Genomic DNA, 18,871 nt, shown 5'->3' on the forward strand with positions numbered 1-18,871 from the left:
TGCTAGCCATTAGCCGTCATTCATTTTTGCGAGAGACTATCGATGTCAAATTTCTTCAAGGCAACCCTGTTACTGGGCTGCTTGCTGTGGCAATCCTCAGGGTTGGCCAGCGACACGGGCTGGCTCACCAGCCCCCAGAACGATCACGCCAAGGTCAGGCTGCAAGCCGATCGAAGCGACCCAGCGCAGAGCCGCATCCTGCTCGACATAGCCCTGGAATCGGGCTGGAAGACCTACTGGCACAGCCCGGGGGAGGGGGGGATCGCGCCCCAGATCCTGTGGGATGAACCCGTCACGGACTTCCAGTGGCACTGGCCCACCCCGCGCCACTTCGAGGTGGCGGGGCTCAGCACCCAGGGCTACCAGCAGAGCGTCAGCTTCCCCCTCAGCCTGCGCCATCCGGCCGATGAGCCGCTCAGGGGCACGCTGCGCCTCTCCACCTGCAGCAACGTCTGCATCCTGACCGATTACCCCTTCGTCCTGGATGCGGACAAGTCGGCGCCGGCGGGTTTCGACTTCGCCTGGGCCAAGGCCATGAGCGCCCTGCCCCAGCCCCTGCCTGCCGATACCAGAGTGCGGGTCGGTTATGGGCGCAACCAGCTGCAACTGATGGCTGAGCTGGCCCCGGGGTCCGAGGCCTGGCAGTCCCCGGCCCTCTTCATCGATGCCCTGGAGGGAGCCGAATTCGGCAAGCCCGAACTGGAGGTACGGGGCAATACCCTGATCGCCCGGGTGCCAGCCAGCGATGGCTGGCAGGGGGATGCACCGGATCTGCGTGGCCAGACCCTGGGCCTGCTGCTCACCAGTGGCGAACAGGCCTGGCAGGCTGAAGCCCCCATCGGCGATCCCCTCCCCTTGCCGGAGCCGGGCGGTTTGCTGGGTCTGGCGCTGCTCGGCGGCCTCATCCTCAACCTGATGCCCTGCGTGCTGCCGGTGCTGGCCCTCAAGCTCGGCTCGGTGCTGCAACAGCAAAACCAGCAGCAGACCGAGGTGCGCAAGCAGTTCCTCGCCGCCAGTGCCGGTATTTTGGTCTCCTTCTGGCTGCTGGCGGCCATGAGCAGCCTGCTGCGTGCCACCCAGGGAGCCGTCGGCTGGGGCATCCAGTTCCAGAGCGCCGGTTTCATCGGCTTCATGGTGCTGGTGACGGCGCTGTTTTGCGCCAACCTGCTGGGTTTGTTCGAGATCCGCCTGCCGAGCGCCCTCAGCACCCGGCTCGCCACCAGCGGCGGCAATGGCCTCGGTGGGCACTTCCTGCAGGGCAGCTTCGCCACCCTGCTGGCGACCCCCTGCTCAGCCCCCTTCCTCGGCACCGCCGTCGCCTTCGCCCTGGCGGCGCCGCCTGGGGAGCTCTGGCTCATCTTCACGGCACTGGGACTCGGTATGAGCCTTCCCTGGCTGCTGGTGGCTGCCCTGCCACGGCTCGCCCTCTGGTTGCCGAAGCCGGGACGCTGGATGGGACACCTGCGCCTGCTGCTCGGCCTGATGATGCTGGGATCCAGCCTCTGGCTGCTGAGCCTGCTCGCCAATCACCTCGGCGCCATCACCACGGGCTGGCTGATGGTGGCCCTGCTGCTGGCCCTGTTGGCGGGCATCATCTGGCGTTATGGCGTGCGCGGCTTCACCCTGGCGCTCTCCCTCTCGGCCCTGGTGGGCGGCGCCCTGCTGCTGGGTGGCGCCTTCACCGCACAAGGAACCGGGGGTAGCGATCGGGTGGCCTGGCAACCCCTGTCCGAGCAGGCTATCACTCAGGCATTGGCCCAGAACAAGCGAGTCTTCGTGGATGTCACCGCCGACTGGTGCGTGACCTGCAAGGCCAACAAATACAACGTTTTGCTGCGCGATGAGGTGCAAACCGCCCTCTCGGCCCCGGATGTGGTGGCCCTGCGCGGAGACTGGAGTAAGCCGAGCGACACCATCTCCGCCTTCCTGCGCAAGCGGGGGGCGGCGGCCGTGCCCTTCAACCAGATCTACGGCCCCGGCCTGCCAGAGGGGGAAACCCTCTCACCGCTGCTGGACAAGGGCGATCTGCTCAACGTCTTGAACAAGGCCGGCCTCATCCAGCCCGCCTCCCACTTCTAAGGAGCATGCCATGAAACTGCCAACCCTGACCCTGATCGCCGCCCTCTCGGCCAGCCTGCTGGCCCCGGCCCTGCACGCCGCCCCCTTCACCCCCGAGCAGGAGGCCCGCATCAAGGAGCTCATCCGCGAGACCCTGGTACAAAACCCCAAGATCCTCGACGAGGCGGCCGAATCCTGGGAGAAGCAGAACGCCGCCTCCCAGGAGGCCCAGCTCGGCAACTTCATCAAGGGCAACCAGGACGTGCTGTTCAACAGCGCCACCAGCCCGCGCCTCGGCGCCAAGAATCCCAAGCTGACCCTGGTGCTGTTCACCGACTACAACTGCCCCTACTGCAAGCAGTTCGACCCCGAGGTGACCAGGCTGCTCAAGGCCTACCCGAACGATCTGGGGCTGGTGATCAAACTGCTGCCGTTCAAGGGGCAGACCTCCGCCAAGGCGGCCCAGTACAGCCTGACCCTGTGGCAGCAGGATCCGGCCCGCTTCCTCACCCTGCACGACAAGCTGATGAGCAAGCAGGGCATGCTGACCGAGGCGGATATCAACAAGGCGCTGGCGGCCACCGACAACGTGGCGCTCAAGCCCGATGCCAAGGCCACCGAGGAGCTGCGCAACAGCCTGCGCATCGGCACCTTGCTCGGCGTACAGGGCACCCCGGCGACGCTTATCGGCAATCAGCTGGTGCCGGGCGCCCTGCCCTATGAGCAGTTGGAGCAGCTGGTGAAAACCGAATTGGCGACGCTGAAATGAGAAAACTATTTATGGAGCTGCGCCCATACAGTCAGCGCATCGGCACCTTGCTCGGCGTACAGGGCACTCCGGCGACGCTTATCGGCAATCAGCTGGTGCCGGGCGCCCTGCCCTATGAGCAGTTGGAGCAGCTGGTGAAAACCGAATTGGCGACGCTGAAATGAGAAAACTATTTATGGAGCTGCGCCCATACAGTCAGCACATCGGCACCTTGCTCGGCGTACAGGGCACCCCGGCCACCCTGATCGGCAATCAGCTGGTGCCGGGCGCCCTGCCCTATGAGCAGCTGGTGAAAACAGAATTGGCGACGCTGAAATGAGAAAACTATTTATGGAGCTGCGCCCATACAGTCAGCACATCGGCACCTTGCTCGGCGTACAAGGCACTCCGGCGACCCTGATCGGCAACCAGCTGGTGCCGGGCGCCCTGCCCTATGAGCAGCTGGAGCAGCTGGTCAAAGCCGAGCTGGCCAAGCGGAGCTAAACCATGGCCGAAGATGTGATTGCGAAGGCGCCGCGCTGGCGACGCTGGGGCAAGGAGGCGCTCTGGCTGCTGCTGATGGCCCTGGTCGTCTCCACCCTGCTGGATCTCTGGCGCGGCCCCAGCCTGCCGGACGGGGCCATGGAGGCACCATTCACCCTGCAGGATGGTACCCGTACCAGCCTGGCCGAGCTGAGCCGGGACAAGCCGCTGCTGGTCTACTACTGGGCGAGCTGGTGCGCCGTCTGCCGCTTCACCAGCCCGACGGTGGAGCAGCTGTGGCAGGAGGGGGAGAACGTGCTGACGGTGGCGCTGCGCTCCGGTGACGCCACTCAGCTGCAACTGGGGATGGGCAAGAAGGGGTTGAGTTTCCCCACCCACAACGATGAGCAGGGCGATCTGGCCGCCAAGTGGCAGGTCGGCGTCACCCCGACCTTCCTCATCATCAAGGATGGGCAACTGGTAAGCAGCACCACGGGCTGGAGCAGCCGCTGGGGGCTCAAGCTGCGGCTGCTGTGGGAGCACTGGTAACGCCCCACAGAATCCATATCCCCCGCAATGCCAAGAGCCCGGTCACAAGACCGGGCTCTTTTTATCTGGCTGGGGGTGTTTTTCTGACCGCTAGGGTTGCTCGCGGCACATCAAGCTACTGCGCGGCCTCCATGGCCCGCTTTTCCAGGTTGGCCTTGATCTCGGCCCGCTCACTCTCGCCAATCACCCCGTCCCCGTTCTTGTCCAGGCGCTCGAAGATCTTCTCTTGGCGCGCCATGAACTGCGCCTTGGTGGTGTCACGTCTCGGCTTGAGCTGCGCCATCCGCTCCGGCAGCGGTTTGCCCGCCTGCTTCATCACCCCCTCGATCTTGGCGAGGGAGTCCTCCTTCTCGGCGACGGAGAGCACGCCGTCCCCGTTCTTGTCCTGCAGGGCGAAGCGCTGCTCGGCGCGCTCCATAAACTGGGCCTTGGTGATGTCCCCCATCATGGGGGTGGAGGGCAAGGCATCGGTGGCAAAGGTAAAGCCGCTGAAGAGCGCGAGGGCCAGAAGGCAAGGTTTGAACATGGCGATGATTCCTTATGCTGACCCGGCAGTCCGGGCCCTGAATGATGAGACTCCAACCGAGCGCCGGCCAGGCACCCGGTCCCGCAGTTGGGCAACGGGGCGACCAAAGAGTTCCGGCCACCCTCCCTTCTGCCAGTGTAGTCCCGCCGCCGAGTCCCATCCGATCATCACTTTTCGTGCAGGAGGGCCGCACGCTCGTGGCAGTGGTGACGGCTTTCCGTTAAAATGGCGAGTTTTTACCGTGCCTGGTTCCCCAAACCCCATCCGGCGCCAGCCTTGTGACTCTGATGATGCCAGTGATGCAGGATCTGCCATGAACAACTACTTTCGGGTGCTGGGCGTCAAGTCCAACGCCAGCGAAAACGACATCAAGAAAGCCTATCGACGGCTCTCGAACCAGTTCCACCCCGACAAGCTGATCGGGGCGAGTGAAGAAGAGAAAGAGCAGGCCGCTATCCGGCTGCATCAGGTTAAGAAGGCCTACGAGGTGCTTTCCGACCCCAAGGCGCGCGCCGCTTTTATCAAGGATTTCAACAACGTCATCGTGACCGATCCCGCTGCTGCCATGCAGGAGATGTGGGACCAATTCTACCCCTGAGGCTGATATGCAAAAAAAATGGGACCAGGCGCGGCTCAAGGCGCTGCAAAGCGATGCCGGCGAAAACATCGAATCCTACCGGGATCAGGATCAGCCCAAGGCGCTGGAACAGTTCACCGGCAAGATGAAGGCCCTGCTGCTGGCGGACATCAGCATGCTGGAGTTCATGCCCGAATACCTGCCGCTGGCCCTCTATGGCCGGGTGCAGTTTCCCCCCAAGGCCAAGCTGGAGTGGGCCAAGTGGCTCGCGAGCGGCGTCCAGCCCTCCTGGGACGAGTTCAAGGTGTCGGTGGCGTTCAACAACGCAGACCTGCCCCTGGTCAAGGCGGTGCGGGCCCAGAGCGAGGAGCAGCTCATCGAGGCGTGCGCCGTGGTCTATCTGCTGGACAACCCCATGCCCCGCGGTGGCCGTCATGCCGATGACGACTATGAGCTGCGGGACGAGGATGACGAGGACGGGGAAGATGCCGACGCCGACTACCATGGCGGATCCGGCGAGGAAGACGATCAGGACATGTACGACGAAGTACGTTTCTAATTGGGGCCAGCATTGGATAAGAGCATGAGCAACAGTCTGATAGAAATTACCGCCATCGAGATCAAAGAGCTGGCGGTGATCGAGCCGAAGCAGGCCAGCGAGAAGTTCGAACTGATCGCCAAGACGATGTCCGACGAGCAGTTGGCCGAAGTCATTGAAAATATTGATATCGTCACCCTGACCCAGATCAACGGCCAGCACGACATCTCCTTCCCGTCCATCATCTCCGAGCTGATGACCCCGGAGCGGATCCGCGACATCGTCTGCCAGCAGCCCCTCTACTGGGAGGAGGCGATCAAGAACAACGCCGACGAGCTGCAGCAGCACACCTTCGACTTCCTCAACTACCTGATCCGCACCCAGGACAGCGAGGCCAAGCAGCGGGAGATCCTCGAATGCGTGGCCGAGGATCCCGCCGGTCTCTTCTACCTCGCCATCCCCTTCATCGAGTTCTACCGGGGCGATCGCTACGAGGAGGACGAAGGCTATGGCGACGTGCTGCACGCAGAGGAAGAGGATCTCGAGGAGTCCCTGCGCTACAGCGAGCGCCAGCAGGCCGAGGGCACCCACGACTACTCCCTGGATGACCCGAGAAGCCTGTTGATGCTCATCCGCGAGCTGGCCCCCGAGGTGGAGAAGTCCATCAAGGCGTTGCTGCGCAATGAGCACTCCTCCTGGGATGGCATCATCAACAAGTTCGCCGCCGAGCTGGTGATGCAGGCCAAGGAGAAGAACAAGGTCGAGGAAGACGAGTACGGCGACGTCGACGACATGTTCAGCTTCCTGGATTGAGGTAGAGACCCATGCAACTCGTCATTCGCGAAGCCAACGAAGGCCCCTTCCTCAGCCAGGTGTTGCGCTTCGGTCGCGACAATGAACGCCTGAGCTCCCAACAGCTCGCCGCCATCAAGGGCAAGGCGGTGCTGATGAGCCTGAAATTCGCCGACAAGTACTACAACAAGTACAAGATGCACCTGCTGGAGCAGGCCGCCCACGACGTCATCGGCGTGGTCAGCCTGGGGCTGCAGGAGCTCTCTGGGCGAGATGCCGCCAAGGCACTGGCCCTGTTGCAGGCGCCGGAAGGGCCCATCAAGCCGTTCCAGAAGGGCTGGTCCATGCTCATTTCCGTCAGCCCCAAGCAGGCGGGCAACAGCCTCTATGGGGACGTGGACGCGCGCCTGCTGGACAAGATCTCGAGCCCGCCGGACGTGGAGGAGTGGCAAGGCTGGCAGGAGTATGAAAAGGCCCTGGCCGAGCACAACAAGACCCGGTTGATGGGTCTGCTGGACAGCCACTTCTTCGCCTATGACAACGACCACCCCACCATGGAAGACAAGCTGGCGGAGGCCCTGCTCTATCGCATCCTGTGCGGCGCCGGTTTGAAGGTGAAGCAGGATCTCAAGCGCCGCCTCGCACGGGATGTCGTGCTGCAAGATGCCTGGCTGGACAAGGATCATATCGCCGTCCAGCTCGAACAGCTGCTCGGCGAGCTGCCCGCCGACATGGCGACCGCCCTGCGCCAGGAGCTGAGCCCGGGCTTCGTGCCCAACCTGCTGCATACCCTGAGCTTCGTGCGCCAGTACCAACAGTTGCAGCAAGAGAACGCCTCGCCGGAGAAGCTCGACAACATGGAGATGCGCGCCGGTCTCAAGCACCCCTTGCTCGGCTGGCCCCTCTACCACGACTTCTGATCCCGTCCGTGGTCTGCCCCCTTATCCAACGCCCGGTTCGCCGGGCGTTCTGTTATCCGCGCCAGGGCCATGGCAAAGCGGCGCCATGATCCAGACAGTGATATTCGGATAGTTATGCACTCCGGCTAGTAAAACACCCGGATAGCGTACTCCCCTTTTCCCCGTATCCCTGACGGCAATAACACGACAAAGGTGACAGGGACCTCGTCGTCTTGAGCCAACGAGTGTCGAACAGCCATCAATAGAGCCGAACTGGCACCATCCTCACCTACCTGAGCGTTACCAATACGCAACAACAGGCAGAATAGATAGTCAGATTAAGTTAATAAAAATGAATTAATCGCACGCGATTAAATTTTTGGTATGGCTATTTGCCCGGACTGGTCGCTAAATGGCCGACCAGCCTTGCAACCCGCATGGACGCGCGACAGGCTGGCCGGCGACAGACCGGTACGCTCTCAGGATGAGGTGTGACTTTCCCTCTCACAGGAGACAAACCGTGAGCGCTTCGATTCCAGCTTCTCATCACGCCAGCGTCCCCCCGGGCTCGGGTGCCCTGTTCTTTATCCAGACCTTCGCCACCTTGGGCTTTGCCGTGCTCTATTCCACCCTGGTGCTCTACGCCACCAAGCGGCTCGGCTTCAGCGAATCCCAGGCCAACGCCATGATGGGGATCTTCGGCGCCTTCAACTACGGTCTGCACCTGTTTGGCGGTTACCTTGGCGGGCGCTACCTCAGCAACCGCAACCTGTTCGTCATGGGCATGGTGTTGCAGGTGATCGGCTGCTACCTCATCGCCGAGATGGGGGTCGATGGCCTCTACTGGGGGCTCGCCATGTTCCTCACCGGCAGCGGCCTCAACGTCACCTGCCTCAACATGATGCTGACCCAGCGCTTCGCCCCGGACGATCACCGCCGCGAGAGCGCCTTCCTCTGGAACTACGCCGGCATGAACCTGGGCTTCTTCATCGGCTTCTCGGTGGCGGGCTACTTCCAGCTGACCGAGGACTACCGCACCCTGTTCCTGTTCGCCACCCTGGGCAACGTGCTGGCCATCATAGCCACCCTCTGCTTCTGGCCCATCCTGGCGGATATCAATACCCCCCTGCGCCACATCAAGGGGCGCGGCTTCTACCTGCGCATGCTCGGCGGCCTCGCCATCCTGGCCCTGCTGGTGCCGGCCCTGCGCCTGCTGCTGACCCACGCCAGCTTCAGCGGCAGCTTCGTGCTGCTACTGGGAGCCATGGTGCTGGTGCTGCTCTGCGTGATGGCGGCGCGCCATCGGGATCCGGCCGAGCGCAGCCGCATGGTGGCCTACCTCATCCTGGCCCTCGGCTCCCTCATCTTCTGGTCCCTCTATCAGCTGGCGCCCATGGGGCTGATGCTGTTCTCCGAGCACAACATCGATCTCAATGTGTTCGGCTGGCAGGTAGCCCCCCAGTGGATCCAGAACATCAACACCCTGGTCATCGTCATCGGCGGCCCCCTGATGGCCCTGCTGTTCAAACGCCTGCGCGAGCAGGGCTGGCGCATCGACATCCCCTCCCAGTTTGCCGCCTCCCTGTTCTGCATGGGGCTGGGCATGCTGGTGCTGCCGGTGGGCATCCAGCTGGCGGGGGCGGACGGCCTGGTCGCCTTCAAGTGGATAGCCATCAGCTATGTGCTGCAGAGCCTGGGGGAGCTGCTTATCTCCCCCATCGGCTACGCCATGATAGGCAAGCTGGCCCCCGCCAGATTGCAGGGGCTGATGATGGGTTGCTGGATGATGGTGACCGGCGTCGCCTCCGTGCTGGCGGGCTATGTCTCCGCCGCCATGCCGCAAAACAGCGGCAGCACCCCGATCGCCACCAACCCGGGCTACGGCGCCGTGTTCAATGTGCTGGGTTGGGGCTCCCTGGCGGGCGGCCTGATCCTGCTGCTGCTGGTGCCTCGCCTGCGCCTGCTGATCGCCGCCAGGCTCACCCCCTCGGCCGTGCCCGTCACCGCCTGACGGGGACTGGCGTCGCCATCGGCGACTCTGCGCAACCACTGCGTCACGCAGAAGCCATAACACAGTCATGCAGAAGCCCCCGCAACCTTGGGTTGCGGGGGCTTCTTGTTTATCGCTCTCTCGCTTGCCTTGCTCTCGCAGTGGGATGAGATGGCACCCTGCCATTCAGGCGGCGTCGCCAAACTAGGTCACTCTGAGCCCGGCCCGAGCTTTCTCGCAAGGTGGTAGCGGCCAGCCACCGGCACTCAGCGGGTAATGGTCCACATGGCGCTCTCCAGACCGGTCTCGCGAAAATCGATCACCACGGGGTACTCGGCGCCGCAGCCGATCACGGTCCAGCGCTCCTGCCAGTAACGGCTACCGGGTTCACCCCTGGAGGGCTCCAGCACCACGGGCACAAAGCGCTCCGGCGCCTGACAGCCCTTGGTGGCGACCCAGGCCGCCACCCCCACCATGGCATCCTGGATCAGCTTCTGGTTGGCCAGGGTACCTTCCTGTACCGGCGCGACCGGCTCTGGCACCGCGGCCTGCGCGCACCAGATCCAGCCGCACAGCAAGAGTGAAGCATATCTTCTCATCGCATCTCCTGGGGTTGAGACCATCATTAATGGTTCGATTGGAGCTTTTATCATGCCCAAAAACCGCGCGAAACAGAAGCCGCCATGCTCGAGCGATCCCATCTGACCAGGATCTGGGCCCCTTTCTCGCTCTTTCATAAAAAAGGGAAAAGTGCTGGGAAGCAGGGGGAAGGATAAAGGGGGACATCACGGGCCCCGTGGGTACGCCACTACCCCCTAAGCGTCATAGGCCTGTTTTTTGTCAGGGTTATAATGACGCCTTTCCACCGGCAGCAGGGGCCAGCCATGAGCAGAAAACCCGACCGTATCACCGCGATGCAGCAGATCATCGACGCCGTGAAACAAGAATTCCCGCTCTACCAGCCGGACACATTCAAGTGCGGCCCGGACAACACCTGCATCGGCTGCCCCAAGAAGCTGATGGAGCTGGTGGATACGGATCTCTGCTACTGGCAATATCAGATAGCTCGTGGCATACCGCCGACCTTCGATGAACTCTACCGCTTCGGCAAGCTGTGCAAAAATATCCGCCGGGCCCTGGTGCGCAATGGCCGCATCCCCGCCTGATATTGCCCGAGTTCCACGCGCGCTCGATTAGGCTTAAGCCATAGCGCCAGAACCCTCTGGCAAGAAGAGAGCGAGCACCTGTTTACGACCTGTCACGAGAGGAAGTCAGCAAGGTGAAGAGCAGCGCCGGAACCGGAGTTTATACACATAAATGAGCTTTCTTGATGACAAACAAGCAAGCAGCACATGAGCCTTGATCACGACCTCGCAGTAAGATCATAAACAGGTTCTAAGGAGAAGCGCATGAGCCAGGAGAGGATCCAGAGCCAATACCGACTCGGCGGCCCCTTCGCCAGCCAGAGTGAGCTCAAACAGGCCATCGCCCAAGCCATAGAGGCTCACAAGCAGGACTTCTTCCCCCTGCTGGAGCGGCTGTCCGATGAGGGAAACCCCGGCGTCAACCTGAGCCAGGAGCACCCGCCCCGGGTGCTGGCTATCGAGCTCGAGCAAGGCGACACTCAGGGGCTGGCCCGCCTCGGCTACGAATCCAACTACTTCGAGGATTGCCTGATCGTCGACGTCTATGAGCGGCACCGGATCGAGGTGCCATTTAGCCTGAACGGTGATCTGCTGAGCTTCGATATCGAGCTGCCCATCGCCTGGAATTTCAATAAGTAAGGCTATTGGGGGAGCTGGTGCCTCGGGCCTCCAACTGCCCTGCGATCCATGCAACAAGGGCAGGAGCCCGGCCCCTGCCCTTTCCCATCCTTGACCCAGCTCGCCTCACTCGGGCGATCAGGTCAGGTAGTAACGCCACGCTCTGATCGGCTCCGAATAGCCCACTCTGGTGCAGAAGGGGGCCAACTCGCTGTTGGCCTGCTCCAGGCTGAGGGTCTGATGGTTGTCCTCCCGGCACCACTGCACGTACTCACCGCTGTTGCAGCTGTAGTGATCCCCGTGAAAGATTCCGTGTGCTTCGATCAGATCGATGGCTTCGCTGATCTCCATGATTGGCCTCCTGGCTTTGTGCTCTCCTCTTTAATCTTAGCGAGCGGGGGGATGGGCGAGGCGTAATAGGTCGCGCCGTTGGCACCGTGGCGATAGGAAAAGGGAGAGAAGAGGAATTGCCAGCAGGACAGTGGCAACCAGTGTTCCCGAACTACGGCGCTAAGCTAATATGAAGGGATAGCTATTCGAAGTTTAATTTTAGAGTTAGTGTTTTTCACGTAAACAAATCCTAGTTTCATCAAGATAAAATAATAGAGCAGTGGAGTGACAAATATGGCAATTAAAAAAGACCACATATCTTTTATTATCGGTATAGTTGCAATGTTATGCTTAGTATATGTATATTCGAATCAAACATGTGAGCCAAATCTGACACAGAGAGCTTTATTAAGGATGGCATTAAGCTTATCCTCGGCTTTAGTTGCAACAGGGATCACTGGCAGGATTATAATGAACGCCCCTCTTCTTGAAAAGATTAATATTAGAGCAGGTGGGGCAATAGCTATTTTTGCATTGGTTTTTTTAGTAGATCCATTAAAAATGCCTGATGAAAAAATAGATAAATCATTTTCTGAAAGGACATGTCAGGGGGAAACTCCTACAGGAAAAATAATTAAAGGAAACGAAATATTGCAAAAAAGAGATTTACCTGAAGACCTTATACCTTCTAAAGGTAACATATTACAATCGAAAGAAGCTTTTGGTAGACCTGTGAAATTTAATTTTTATTATCAATTTGGCCCACAGGCAGGCATAAGAGATTGGTCACAAGTGAGGCGTGGCGTATGGATTGAAATGTATCCCGACTCATCAATGTTCACAATATTAAGAGAGGTCGAACGTCAATCAGTGGACGGTTGTGATGGCACTATTGTTACACAGCAACATAGCCAACAGTTCAAAGTATTTATTCCTGATATAGGATGTGAAATGATGTGGTTACGATTCCAGTTAAACGATAATGAAGGATGGCAATGGCTGGGAAAGATGAATGCAATACAATAATAATCTTGTATGTTGGGGTGGGTTGGGCTTCGCGGCGCTCAGCACCAACCTACAAAAACACGTTACCGCTAGCAACGAATATATTCTCATTATTCACTCTAAATAAAGGGAGCGACCAATTCTCTCCCTTATTTATTACCCTTCCTGATTTTCCCCCGCTACCGTCTCACCGGCGGTGGATTCTATCTCTATTCTGTCCACCCGCTGCAAACCGCGGGGCAATTTGGCGCCGCGGCGCCCGCGCTCACCTCGGTAGTAGTCGAGGTCGGAGGGCTTGAGGGTGAGCTTGCGCTTGCCGGCGAACAGGGTCACCGACTGGCCCTGCGGGATCACCGCGGCCATCACCACGAACTCCTCCCGTGCCTTGACGCGCGCGGATGGTATGCTGATGAGCTTGTTGCCCTTGCCCTTGCCGAGCACCGGCAGGGTGTTCAAGGGGAACAGCAACATGCGGCCCTCGTTGGAGATGGCCATGCACAGATCCGTCTCGGGCGAGCCAATCTTCTGGGGCGCCATCACCAGGCCCCCTTCCGGCACGGTGAGCAGCGCCTTGCCGTTCTTGTTCTTGCCAATCAGATCGTCGTAGTTGCAGACGAAGCCATAACCGGCGTCGGAGCAGATCAGGTAAGGCTCACCCTCGTTGCCCATCACCAGATGACGCACCTCCTCGCCGGCGCCGAGCGCGAAGCGGCCGGTGAGGGGCTCACCCTGGCTGCGGGCGGAGGGCAGGGTATGGGCCTCCAGGGCATAGGTACGTCCCAGAGTCGAGAGGAACACAGCCTGCTGGTTGCTGCGACCGGGGGCGTGGGCGAGGTAGCTGTCCCCCGCCTTGTAGGAGAGCCCCTCCACGTCCACGTCGTGGCCCTTGGCGGCGCGCACCCAGCCCTTGTCGGAGAGAATGACGGTGACCGGCTCGCTCGGGGTCAGCTCTTTTTCGGTCAGCGCCACCGCGGTGGCGCGCTCCACCAGCGGGGTGCGGCGCTCGTCACCGTACTTCTCGGCATCCGCCAGCAGCTCTTTCTTGAGCAGGGTATTGAGGCGACGCTCGGAGCCCAGGATGAGTTCCAGCTTGTCGCGCTCCTCGGCCAGCTCTTCTTGCTCGGCGCGCAGCTTGAACTCTTCGAGCTTGGCCAGATGGCGCAGTTTCAGCTCGAGAATAGCTTCTGCCTGGGTCTCGCTGATGTTGAAGCGCTCCACCATCACCTTGCCCGGCTCATCCTCGGTGCGGATGATCTCGATCACCTCGTCGATGTTGAGGTAGGCGATCAGCAAGCCTTCGAGGATATGCAGGCGGGCCAGCACCTTGTCGAGGCGGAACTGCAGGCGGCGACGCACCGTCTCGCGGCGGAAGCTGATCCACTCGGAGAGGATCATCTTGAGATCTTTCACCTGGGGACGGTTATCGAGCCCCAGGATGTTGAGGTTGACTCTGTAGTTCTTCTCCAAGTCAGTAGTGGCAAACAGGTGGGCCATCAGCCCCTCCACGTCCACCCGGTTGGAGCGGGGCACTATCACCAGACGGGTCGGGTTCTCATGGTCCGACTCGTCCCGCAGATCCGTGACCATGGGCAGCTTCTTGGCCACCATCTGGGCGGCGATCTGCTCCATGATCTTGGCGCCGGACGCCTGATGGGGCAGCGCCGTGATGACGATGTCCCCATCCTCCTCGCTCCACACCGCCCGCTGCTTGATGGAGCCCTTGCCGGTCTCGTAGATTTTGCGGATATCGTCGCGGGGGGTGATGATCTCGGCGTTGGTCGGATAGTCCGGCCCTTGAATATGCTGCATCAACACATCCAGACCGGCGTTTGGGTTGTCCAGCAGCTCGGCGCAAGCATAAGCCACTTCCCGCGCGTTGTGGGGCGGGATATCCGTCGCCATGCCGACCGCGATACCGGTCACTCCGTTGAGCAATATGTGGGGCAGACGAGCCGGCAGCACCACGGGTTCTTTCATGGTGCCGTCGAAGTTCGGGGTCCACTCCACAGTCCCCTGGCCGAGCTCGGAGAGCAGCAGCTCGGAGAAGCGGGACAGCCGCGCCTCGGTATAACGCATGGCGGCGAAGGATTTGGGATCGTCCGGCGCCCCCCAGTTGCCCTGACCGTCCACCAGCGGGTAGCGGTAGGAGAAGGGCTGGGCCATCAGCACCATGGCCTCGTAGCAGGCGCTGTCGCCGTGGGGATGGTACTTACCCAGCACGTCACCCACGGTACGGGCGGACTTCTTGTGCTTGGAGAGCGCGGACAGCCCCAGCTCGCTCATGGCGTAGATGATGCGCCGCTGCACAGGTTTGAGGCCATCGCCGATGTGCGGCAAGGCCCGATCCATGATGACGTACATGGAGTAGTTCAAGTAAGCCTGTTCGGTAAAGGTGCGCATCGGCTGACGCTCTACCCCATCCAGACTGAGCTCGATAGAATCACTCATGTGATAGTTCTCTTCCGGTTCTGGAGCCGCCTGCTGGCGACTCCGGCTAAATGCTTACCGGCCCCGGCAGGGCCGGTCGACGGCTTAGATGATGGCTTGGTTACCCTTGCCGCCACGCGCGACAAGGGTGGCTAACCTAGATGATCGCCAGGTTACCCTTCTCCTCTAACCATTCACGGCGATCGGAGGCGCGCTTCTTGGCCAGCAGCATGTCCATCAGCGCCAGGGTCTCGTCCCCCTCCTCCCCTGCGTCGTCCATGGTGAGCTGCACCAGGCGGCGGGTGTTGGGGTCCATGGTGGTTTCCCGCAGTTGCTTGGGGTTCATCTCACCCAGCCCCTTGAATCGGGTCACCATCACCTTGCCCTTCTTCTTCTCGGCCTCGACCCGCTGCAACACGCCGTTCTTCTCATCCTCGTCCAGGGCATAGAAGACCTCCTTGCCGATGTCGATCCGATAGAGCGGCGGCATGGCCACATAGACGTGGCCCTGCTTGACCAAAGTTCTGAAATGCTTAACAAAGAGCGCGCAGAGCAGGGTGGCGATGTGCAGACCGTCCGAGTCCGCATCCGCGAGTATGCACACCTTGCCGTAGCGCAGGCCGGAGAGATCGTCCGAATCCGGATCCAGGCCTATGGCCACCGAGATGTCGTGCACCTCCTGGGAGGCGAGCACCTGACCGGCCTCCACCTCCCAAGTGTTCAGGATCTTGCCGCGCAGGGGCATGATGGCTTGGAATTCACGATCCCGCGCCTGCTTGGCGCTGCCGCCCGCGGAGTCACCCTCCACCAGGAACAGCTCCCCCTGCATGGGATCGGCGCAGCCGCAGTCGGTGAGCTTGCCGGGCAGGGCCGGACCTTGCGTTATCTTCTTGCGCACCACAGTCTTGGCGGCGCGCATCCGGCGCTGGGCGCTGGAGATGCAGAGCTCCGCCAGCTGCTCCGCCAGCTCGGTGTTGCTGTTTAAGTAAAGGCTGAAGGCATCCTTCACCACCCCGGAGACGAAGGCCGAGCTCTGGCGGGACGAGAGCCGCTCCTTGGTCTGACCGGCGAACTGGGGATCCTGCATCTTGATGGAGAGGATGTAGGCGCAGCGATCCCAGATGTCTTCCGGGGTGAGTTTGACCCCCCGCGGCAACAGGTTGCGGAACTCGCAGAACTCGCGCATGGCGTCCAGCAACCCCTGGCGCAGGCCGTTGACGTGGGTACCGCCGAGGGCGGTGGGGATCAGGTTCACATAGGATTCGGCGAGGCACTCGCCTCCCTCCGGCAACCAGCAGAGGGCCCAGTCCACCGCGGACTGCTCTGTGCTGAAGGTGCCGACGAAGGGCTGCTCCGGCAGGCAGGTGAACTGCTTGACCGCATCGATGAGGTAATCCTTGAGGCCATCCTCGTAGCACCACTCCAATTTGATGCCGGTGTTCTTGTCCAGGAACTTGATGGTGAGACCGGGGCAGAGCACGGCCTTGGCCTTGAGCAGGTGCTCGAGCTTGGAGACAGAGAAGCGAGGGGAGTCGAAATAGCTCGCCTGGGGCCAGAAGCGCACCCGGGTACCGGTGTTGCGGCGCCCGCAGGTGCCGGTGATGGTCAGCTCCTGCACCTTGTCACCGCGTTCGAAGGCGATGTCGTAGACCTGACCATCCCGGCGCACCGTCACCTCGACCCGATCGGACAGGGCGTTCACCACAGAGATACCCACCCCGTGCAGACCGCCGGAGAACTGGTAGTTCTTGTTGGAGAATTTGCCCCCCGCGTGCAGCTTGCAGAGGATGAGCTCGACCCCCGAGACTCCTTCCTCCGGGTGGATGTCGACCGGCATGCCACGGCCGTCATCGATCACCTCGAGGGACTGATCCTCGTGCAGGATCACCTCCAGATTGCGGGCATGACCTGCCAGCGCCTCATCGACGCTGTTATCTATGACCTCCTGGCCGAGGTGATTGGGCCGGGTGGTGTCCGTGTACATGCCGGGGCGGCGACGCACCGGTTCGAGGCCATTGAGGACCTCAATGGCATCCGCATTGTATTGAGTAGACATGGAGGGCCTTGCGAATTGACGTTTGGGGAGGATCTTACTCGCTGGGACGGCGTTGGACAAACCCGTCTGTGGCAAAGGGTGATCCAGAGGGGCCAAGCCGCCCCTCTGGGCCGGGATCAGCGGACGTCGGCCGAACCGGGTAGCGCCAATTGCAGCTGGGAGAGCGAGCATTGCAGCCGCCACACCAGCCCCGCCAGGGTCTGGGCCGCCGGCTCGGGGTTGGCGGCCAACCCCTGGCTGATCCGTCCCAGCTCGGCCAAAGTGCGACCGAGAGAGTCATGCTGCACCCCGCCTGCGGTCAGTATCCCCTTGAGGGAGCGGATGCAGCCGTCCCGCACCAGGTAGAGCGCCGGATCCTTGCCCCGCCACTGGCGCAGCTGCCAGACGATGTGGCTGCAGTTGAGCAGCACCACGCCCCAGCGCAGCCCCCAGAGCCGGGCGCTCTGATCCGTCCCCTGGCCGAGCTGGCCGATGAGGTGATAGACCCTGGACTCGAACTCGGGCTCGCTCTGATGGGGGCGGGGGGCCAGCTGATCCATGAAGTCGAGCCGCAGGCGGCGAATGAGGCGCCGACTCTTGCGACCGTCCGAGCTGGGTCTGAGGATCTGGAACGCCAGCCCGGCCACCATGACTCCCAACACCTTGGCGATGCTGTCGTTGACGAAGCCCTGATAGTCGTAGCTCGGCGGATTGGTGATGGCGAGGAAGGAGCCAGAAAGCACTATGAGCTGGCCCCAGAGCGCCGCCGAGACGGGCTTTTGCAGCTTGAACATCTGCATGGTCACCAGGGCCGGGAACAGCAGGGCGCAGAAGACCCAGAAGTCGTCGATCTGGATCATCAGGCCGAACTTGATGGCGAAGCAGGCGAGGCTCAGCAGCAGGATGGCGTTCTGCATGTTGCCTATCCCCTTCAGGGGCGCCGCCCCCGACGAGTAGAGCACGCAGCAGATGGAGAGCATGGTGAGCGCCGACGCCCCCGAGTCCCACTGGGTGTTGATCCAGAAGGCGCAGCCCAGCACCACGCTGGCGAAGGTGCGAAGGCCGTTGTAGGCCGCCTCCAGACTGTCGGTGTGGCTAGTAAGCGAGCTGTGGCGCGGCGGGGTTGGCCACTCCTGCCCCTCGTAGCGGGCCAGCCGGCTGAGCCAGCGTTGGCACTCCAGATAGGTCCAGCAGAAGGCCCTGAGCCGCCGCCAGAAGGTCTGCAGCCGATAGTCGTCGGAGCCCACAGCCAGGGGGGCCAGCAGGCGGGCGATGCGCACCTTGTCGCAAGCGGGATCGCTCAAGGCATTGAGCACCTCGGTGAGCAGGGGTTGCAGCCGTGCCTCCTGCCCCGGCAGGTTGTGCAGCATTCGGCGCTGGCCCGACAGCAGGCTGACCATGCGCAGCTGACGGTGCAGCAGGAAGTTGAGCAGCTTGTTGTGGCGCCTGAGCCTGTGGTGGCTCCAGACCGCCTGGATACGCAGCAGGTTCAAGGTGAGGATCTGGCCTATCACCCCCTCGTGGGCGGCGCGCACGTCGGCACTCGCCTCCCCCAGCCAGAGCAGGCGCGCGTGTTCCAGCAGCCGGGCCTGGCTACGGTGCAGGGAGGCGAGCAGTGTCTCCCCGTCCGAGGTACTCGGCAGGATCATCATCATCAGGCCGCCGCAGAGGATGCCGGTGATCACCTCGCTCACCCGGGCCTGGGCGATATCGAAGATGTGGCGGGGATCGTCCACGTTGACACAGGCGAAAGCGATGATGGCCGCGGTGTAACCCGCCAGGGCGAAGGCGTAGGAGACGTTGTTCTGGTAGTGGTTCGAGATGTAGGTACAGAGCCCGAGCCAGAGCGCGATGAGGAAGGTGAAGAGCCAGGGATCGGCGAGGCCGAGACCGGCCAGCATCACGGCGGCCATGGCACCGATGAGGCTGCCCACCACCCGTCCCAGGCTCTTGCTGATGACGCCGCCGACGGTGGGGAAGCTCACCACGGCGGCCGAGGTCATGGCCCAGTAGGGAGAGTCCAGTTGCAACACGAACGCCAGCCAGAGCGACAGGCACATGGCCAGACTGTTGCGCAGGGCATAGCGCCACTGGCCCCCGTTGGCCTGACCCCAGGGTGTGCGCCGCCAGAGGGATGCCCCCGCAGCCATC

20 protein-coding genes are annotated in these 18,871 nt (G+C 61.8%); 14 read left to right on the plus strand and 6 right to left on the minus strand.

Features of this window, described 5'->3' with window-relative positions:
• Positions 1–42 precede the first annotated feature (42 nt).
• From ACT5M9_RS09450 to ACT5M9_RS09475, 6 genes are read left to right on the plus strand one after another with little or no spacing between them, the layout of a single operon-like run.
• A complete protein-coding gene (locus tag ACT5M9_RS09450) occupies positions 43–2,079 on the plus strand; it encodes a protein-disulfide reductase DsbD family protein (protein WP_457981875.1) in 2,037 nt (678 codons plus the stop codon).
• A 10-nt stretch (positions 2,080–2,089) separates the two neighbouring features.
• The gene (locus ACT5M9_RS09455) at positions 2,090–2,827 is read left to right on the plus strand and encodes a DsbA family protein (protein ID WP_457981874.1); all 738 of its coding nucleotides are present in this window, start codon (positions 2,090–2,092) and stop codon (positions 2,825–2,827) included.
• Positions 2,828–2,838: 11 nt separating this feature from the next.
• Positions 2,839–2,991 carry a thioredoxin domain-containing protein gene (locus ACT5M9_RS09460; RefSeq protein WP_457981873.1) on the plus strand — a complete coding sequence of 51 codons (153 nt, stop codon included), beginning with the start codon at positions 2,839–2,841 and terminating at the stop codon, positions 2,989–2,991.
• Between the two features lie 11 nt (positions 2,992–3,002).
• Positions 3,003–3,146 carry a copper resistance protein gene (locus ACT5M9_RS09465; protein WP_457981872.1) on the plus strand — a complete coding sequence of 48 codons (144 nt, stop codon included), beginning with the start codon at positions 3,003–3,005 and terminating at the stop codon, positions 3,144–3,146.
• Positions 3,147–3,157: 11 nt separating this feature from the next.
• Positions 3,158–3,310 (plus strand): copper resistance protein, encoded by a 153-nt coding sequence (locus tag ACT5M9_RS09470; RefSeq protein WP_520395667.1) that lies wholly within the window; start codon positions 3,158–3,160, stop codon positions 3,308–3,310.
• 3 nt (positions 3,311–3,313) lie between these two features.
• Positions 3,314–3,838, plus strand: a complete 525-nt coding sequence (locus ACT5M9_RS09475; RefSeq protein WP_457981871.1) for a protein disulfide oxidoreductase — start codon at positions 3,314–3,316, stop codon at positions 3,836–3,838.
• 115 nt (positions 3,839–3,953) lie between these two features.
• On the opposite strand, the gene ACT5M9_RS09480 is transcribed toward ACT5M9_RS09475, so the two are convergent.
• Positions 3,954–4,364 carry an EF-hand domain-containing protein gene (locus tag ACT5M9_RS09480; protein WP_457981870.1) on the minus strand — a complete coding sequence of 137 codons (411 nt, stop codon included), beginning with the start codon at positions 4,362–4,364 and terminating at the stop codon, positions 3,954–3,956.
• Between the two features lie 313 nt (positions 4,365–4,677).
• Between ACT5M9_RS09480 and atcJ the strand changes: the two genes are divergently transcribed.
• The 5 genes from atcJ to ACT5M9_RS09505 all read left to right on the plus strand — a co-directional run bounded on the left by atcJ (position 4,678) and on the right by ACT5M9_RS09505 (position 9,181).
• Positions 4,678–4,962: a cold adaptation protein ActJcold adaptation protein ActJ gene (gene atcJ, locus ACT5M9_RS09485; protein WP_349919844.1), complete on the plus strand. Its 285-nt coding sequence runs from the start codon at positions 4,678–4,680 to the stop codon at positions 4,960–4,962.
• A 7-nt stretch (positions 4,963–4,969) separates the two neighbouring features.
• Entirely contained in the window at positions 4,970–5,500 is a 531-nt protein-coding gene (gene atcA / locus ACT5M9_RS09490) for a cold adaptation protein AtcA (RefSeq protein ID WP_457981869.1), read from the plus strand.
• Positions 5,501–5,524: 24 nt separating this feature from the next.
• On the plus strand, positions 5,525–6,292 hold the full coding sequence (atcB, locus tag ACT5M9_RS09495) for a cold adaptation protein AtcB (RefSeq protein WP_438551570.1): 768 nt from the start codon (positions 5,525–5,527) through the stop codon (positions 6,290–6,292).
• 11 nt (positions 6,293–6,303) lie between these two features.
• Positions 6,304–7,191, plus strand: a complete 888-nt coding sequence (atcC, locus tag ACT5M9_RS09500) for a cold adaptation protein AtcC (RefSeq protein WP_457981868.1) — start codon at positions 6,304–6,306, stop codon at positions 7,189–7,191.
• A 499-nt stretch (positions 7,192–7,690) separates the two neighbouring features.
• On the plus strand, positions 7,691–9,181 hold the full coding sequence (locus tag ACT5M9_RS09505; protein WP_457981867.1) for a peptide MFS transporter: 1,491 nt from the start codon (positions 7,691–7,693) through the stop codon (positions 9,179–9,181).
• Between the two features lie 245 nt (positions 9,182–9,426).
• Here ACT5M9_RS09505 and ACT5M9_RS09510 read toward each other — a convergent pair whose 3' ends face one another.
• Positions 9,427–9,759: a hypothetical protein gene (locus ACT5M9_RS09510; RefSeq protein ID WP_457981866.1), complete on the minus strand. Its 333-nt coding sequence runs from the start codon at positions 9,757–9,759 to the stop codon at positions 9,427–9,429.
• A gap of 315 nt (positions 9,760–10,074) precedes the next feature.
• On the opposite strand from ACT5M9_RS09510, the gene ACT5M9_RS09515 reads away from it, so the two are divergent.
• Positions 10,075–10,326: a hypothetical protein gene (locus ACT5M9_RS09515; protein ID WP_457982039.1), complete on the plus strand. Its 252-nt coding sequence runs from the start codon at positions 10,075–10,077 to the stop codon at positions 10,324–10,326.
• Positions 10,327–10,569: 243 nt separating this feature from the next.
• Positions 10,570–10,944, plus strand: a complete 375-nt coding sequence (locus ACT5M9_RS09520) for a hypothetical protein (RefSeq protein ID WP_457981865.1) — start codon at positions 10,570–10,572, stop codon at positions 10,942–10,944.
• A 117-nt stretch (positions 10,945–11,061) separates the two neighbouring features.
• On the opposite strand, the gene ACT5M9_RS09525 is transcribed toward ACT5M9_RS09520, so the two are convergent.
• Positions 11,062–11,274: a hypothetical protein gene (locus ACT5M9_RS09525; protein WP_457981864.1), complete on the minus strand. Its 213-nt coding sequence runs from the start codon at positions 11,272–11,274 to the stop codon at positions 11,062–11,064.
• A gap of 273 nt (positions 11,275–11,547) precedes the next feature.
• Between ACT5M9_RS09525 and ACT5M9_RS09530 the strand changes: the two genes are divergently transcribed.
• Positions 11,548–12,279 carry a hypothetical protein gene (locus ACT5M9_RS09530; protein ID WP_457981863.1) on the plus strand — a complete coding sequence of 244 codons (732 nt, stop codon included), beginning with the start codon at positions 11,548–11,550 and terminating at the stop codon, positions 12,277–12,279.
• A gap of 135 nt (positions 12,280–12,414) precedes the next feature.
• On the opposite strand, the gene parC is transcribed toward ACT5M9_RS09530, so the two are convergent.
• The 3 genes from parC to ACT5M9_RS09545 all read right to left on the minus strand — a co-directional run bounded on the left by parC (position 12,415) and on the right by ACT5M9_RS09545 (position 18,870).
• On the minus strand, positions 12,415–14,706 hold the full coding sequence (gene parC / locus ACT5M9_RS09535; protein ID WP_457981862.1) for a DNA topoisomerase IV subunit A: 2,292 nt from the start codon (positions 14,704–14,706) through the stop codon (positions 12,415–12,417).
• 136 nt (positions 14,707–14,842) lie between these two features.
• Positions 14,843–16,741, minus strand: coding sequence for a DNA topoisomerase IV subunit B (gene parE, locus ACT5M9_RS09540; RefSeq protein ID WP_457981861.1), 1,899 nt, complete (start codon positions 16,739–16,741; stop codon positions 14,843–14,845).
• Between the two features lie 116 nt (positions 16,742–16,857).
• Positions 16,858–18,870, minus strand: a complete 2,013-nt coding sequence (locus ACT5M9_RS09545; RefSeq protein ID WP_457981860.1) for an FUSC family protein — start codon at positions 18,868–18,870, stop codon at positions 16,858–16,860.
• Position 18,871 lies beyond the last annotated feature (1 nt).

This window comes from Aeromonas sp. AE23HZ002T15 (genome assembly GCF_054165525.2).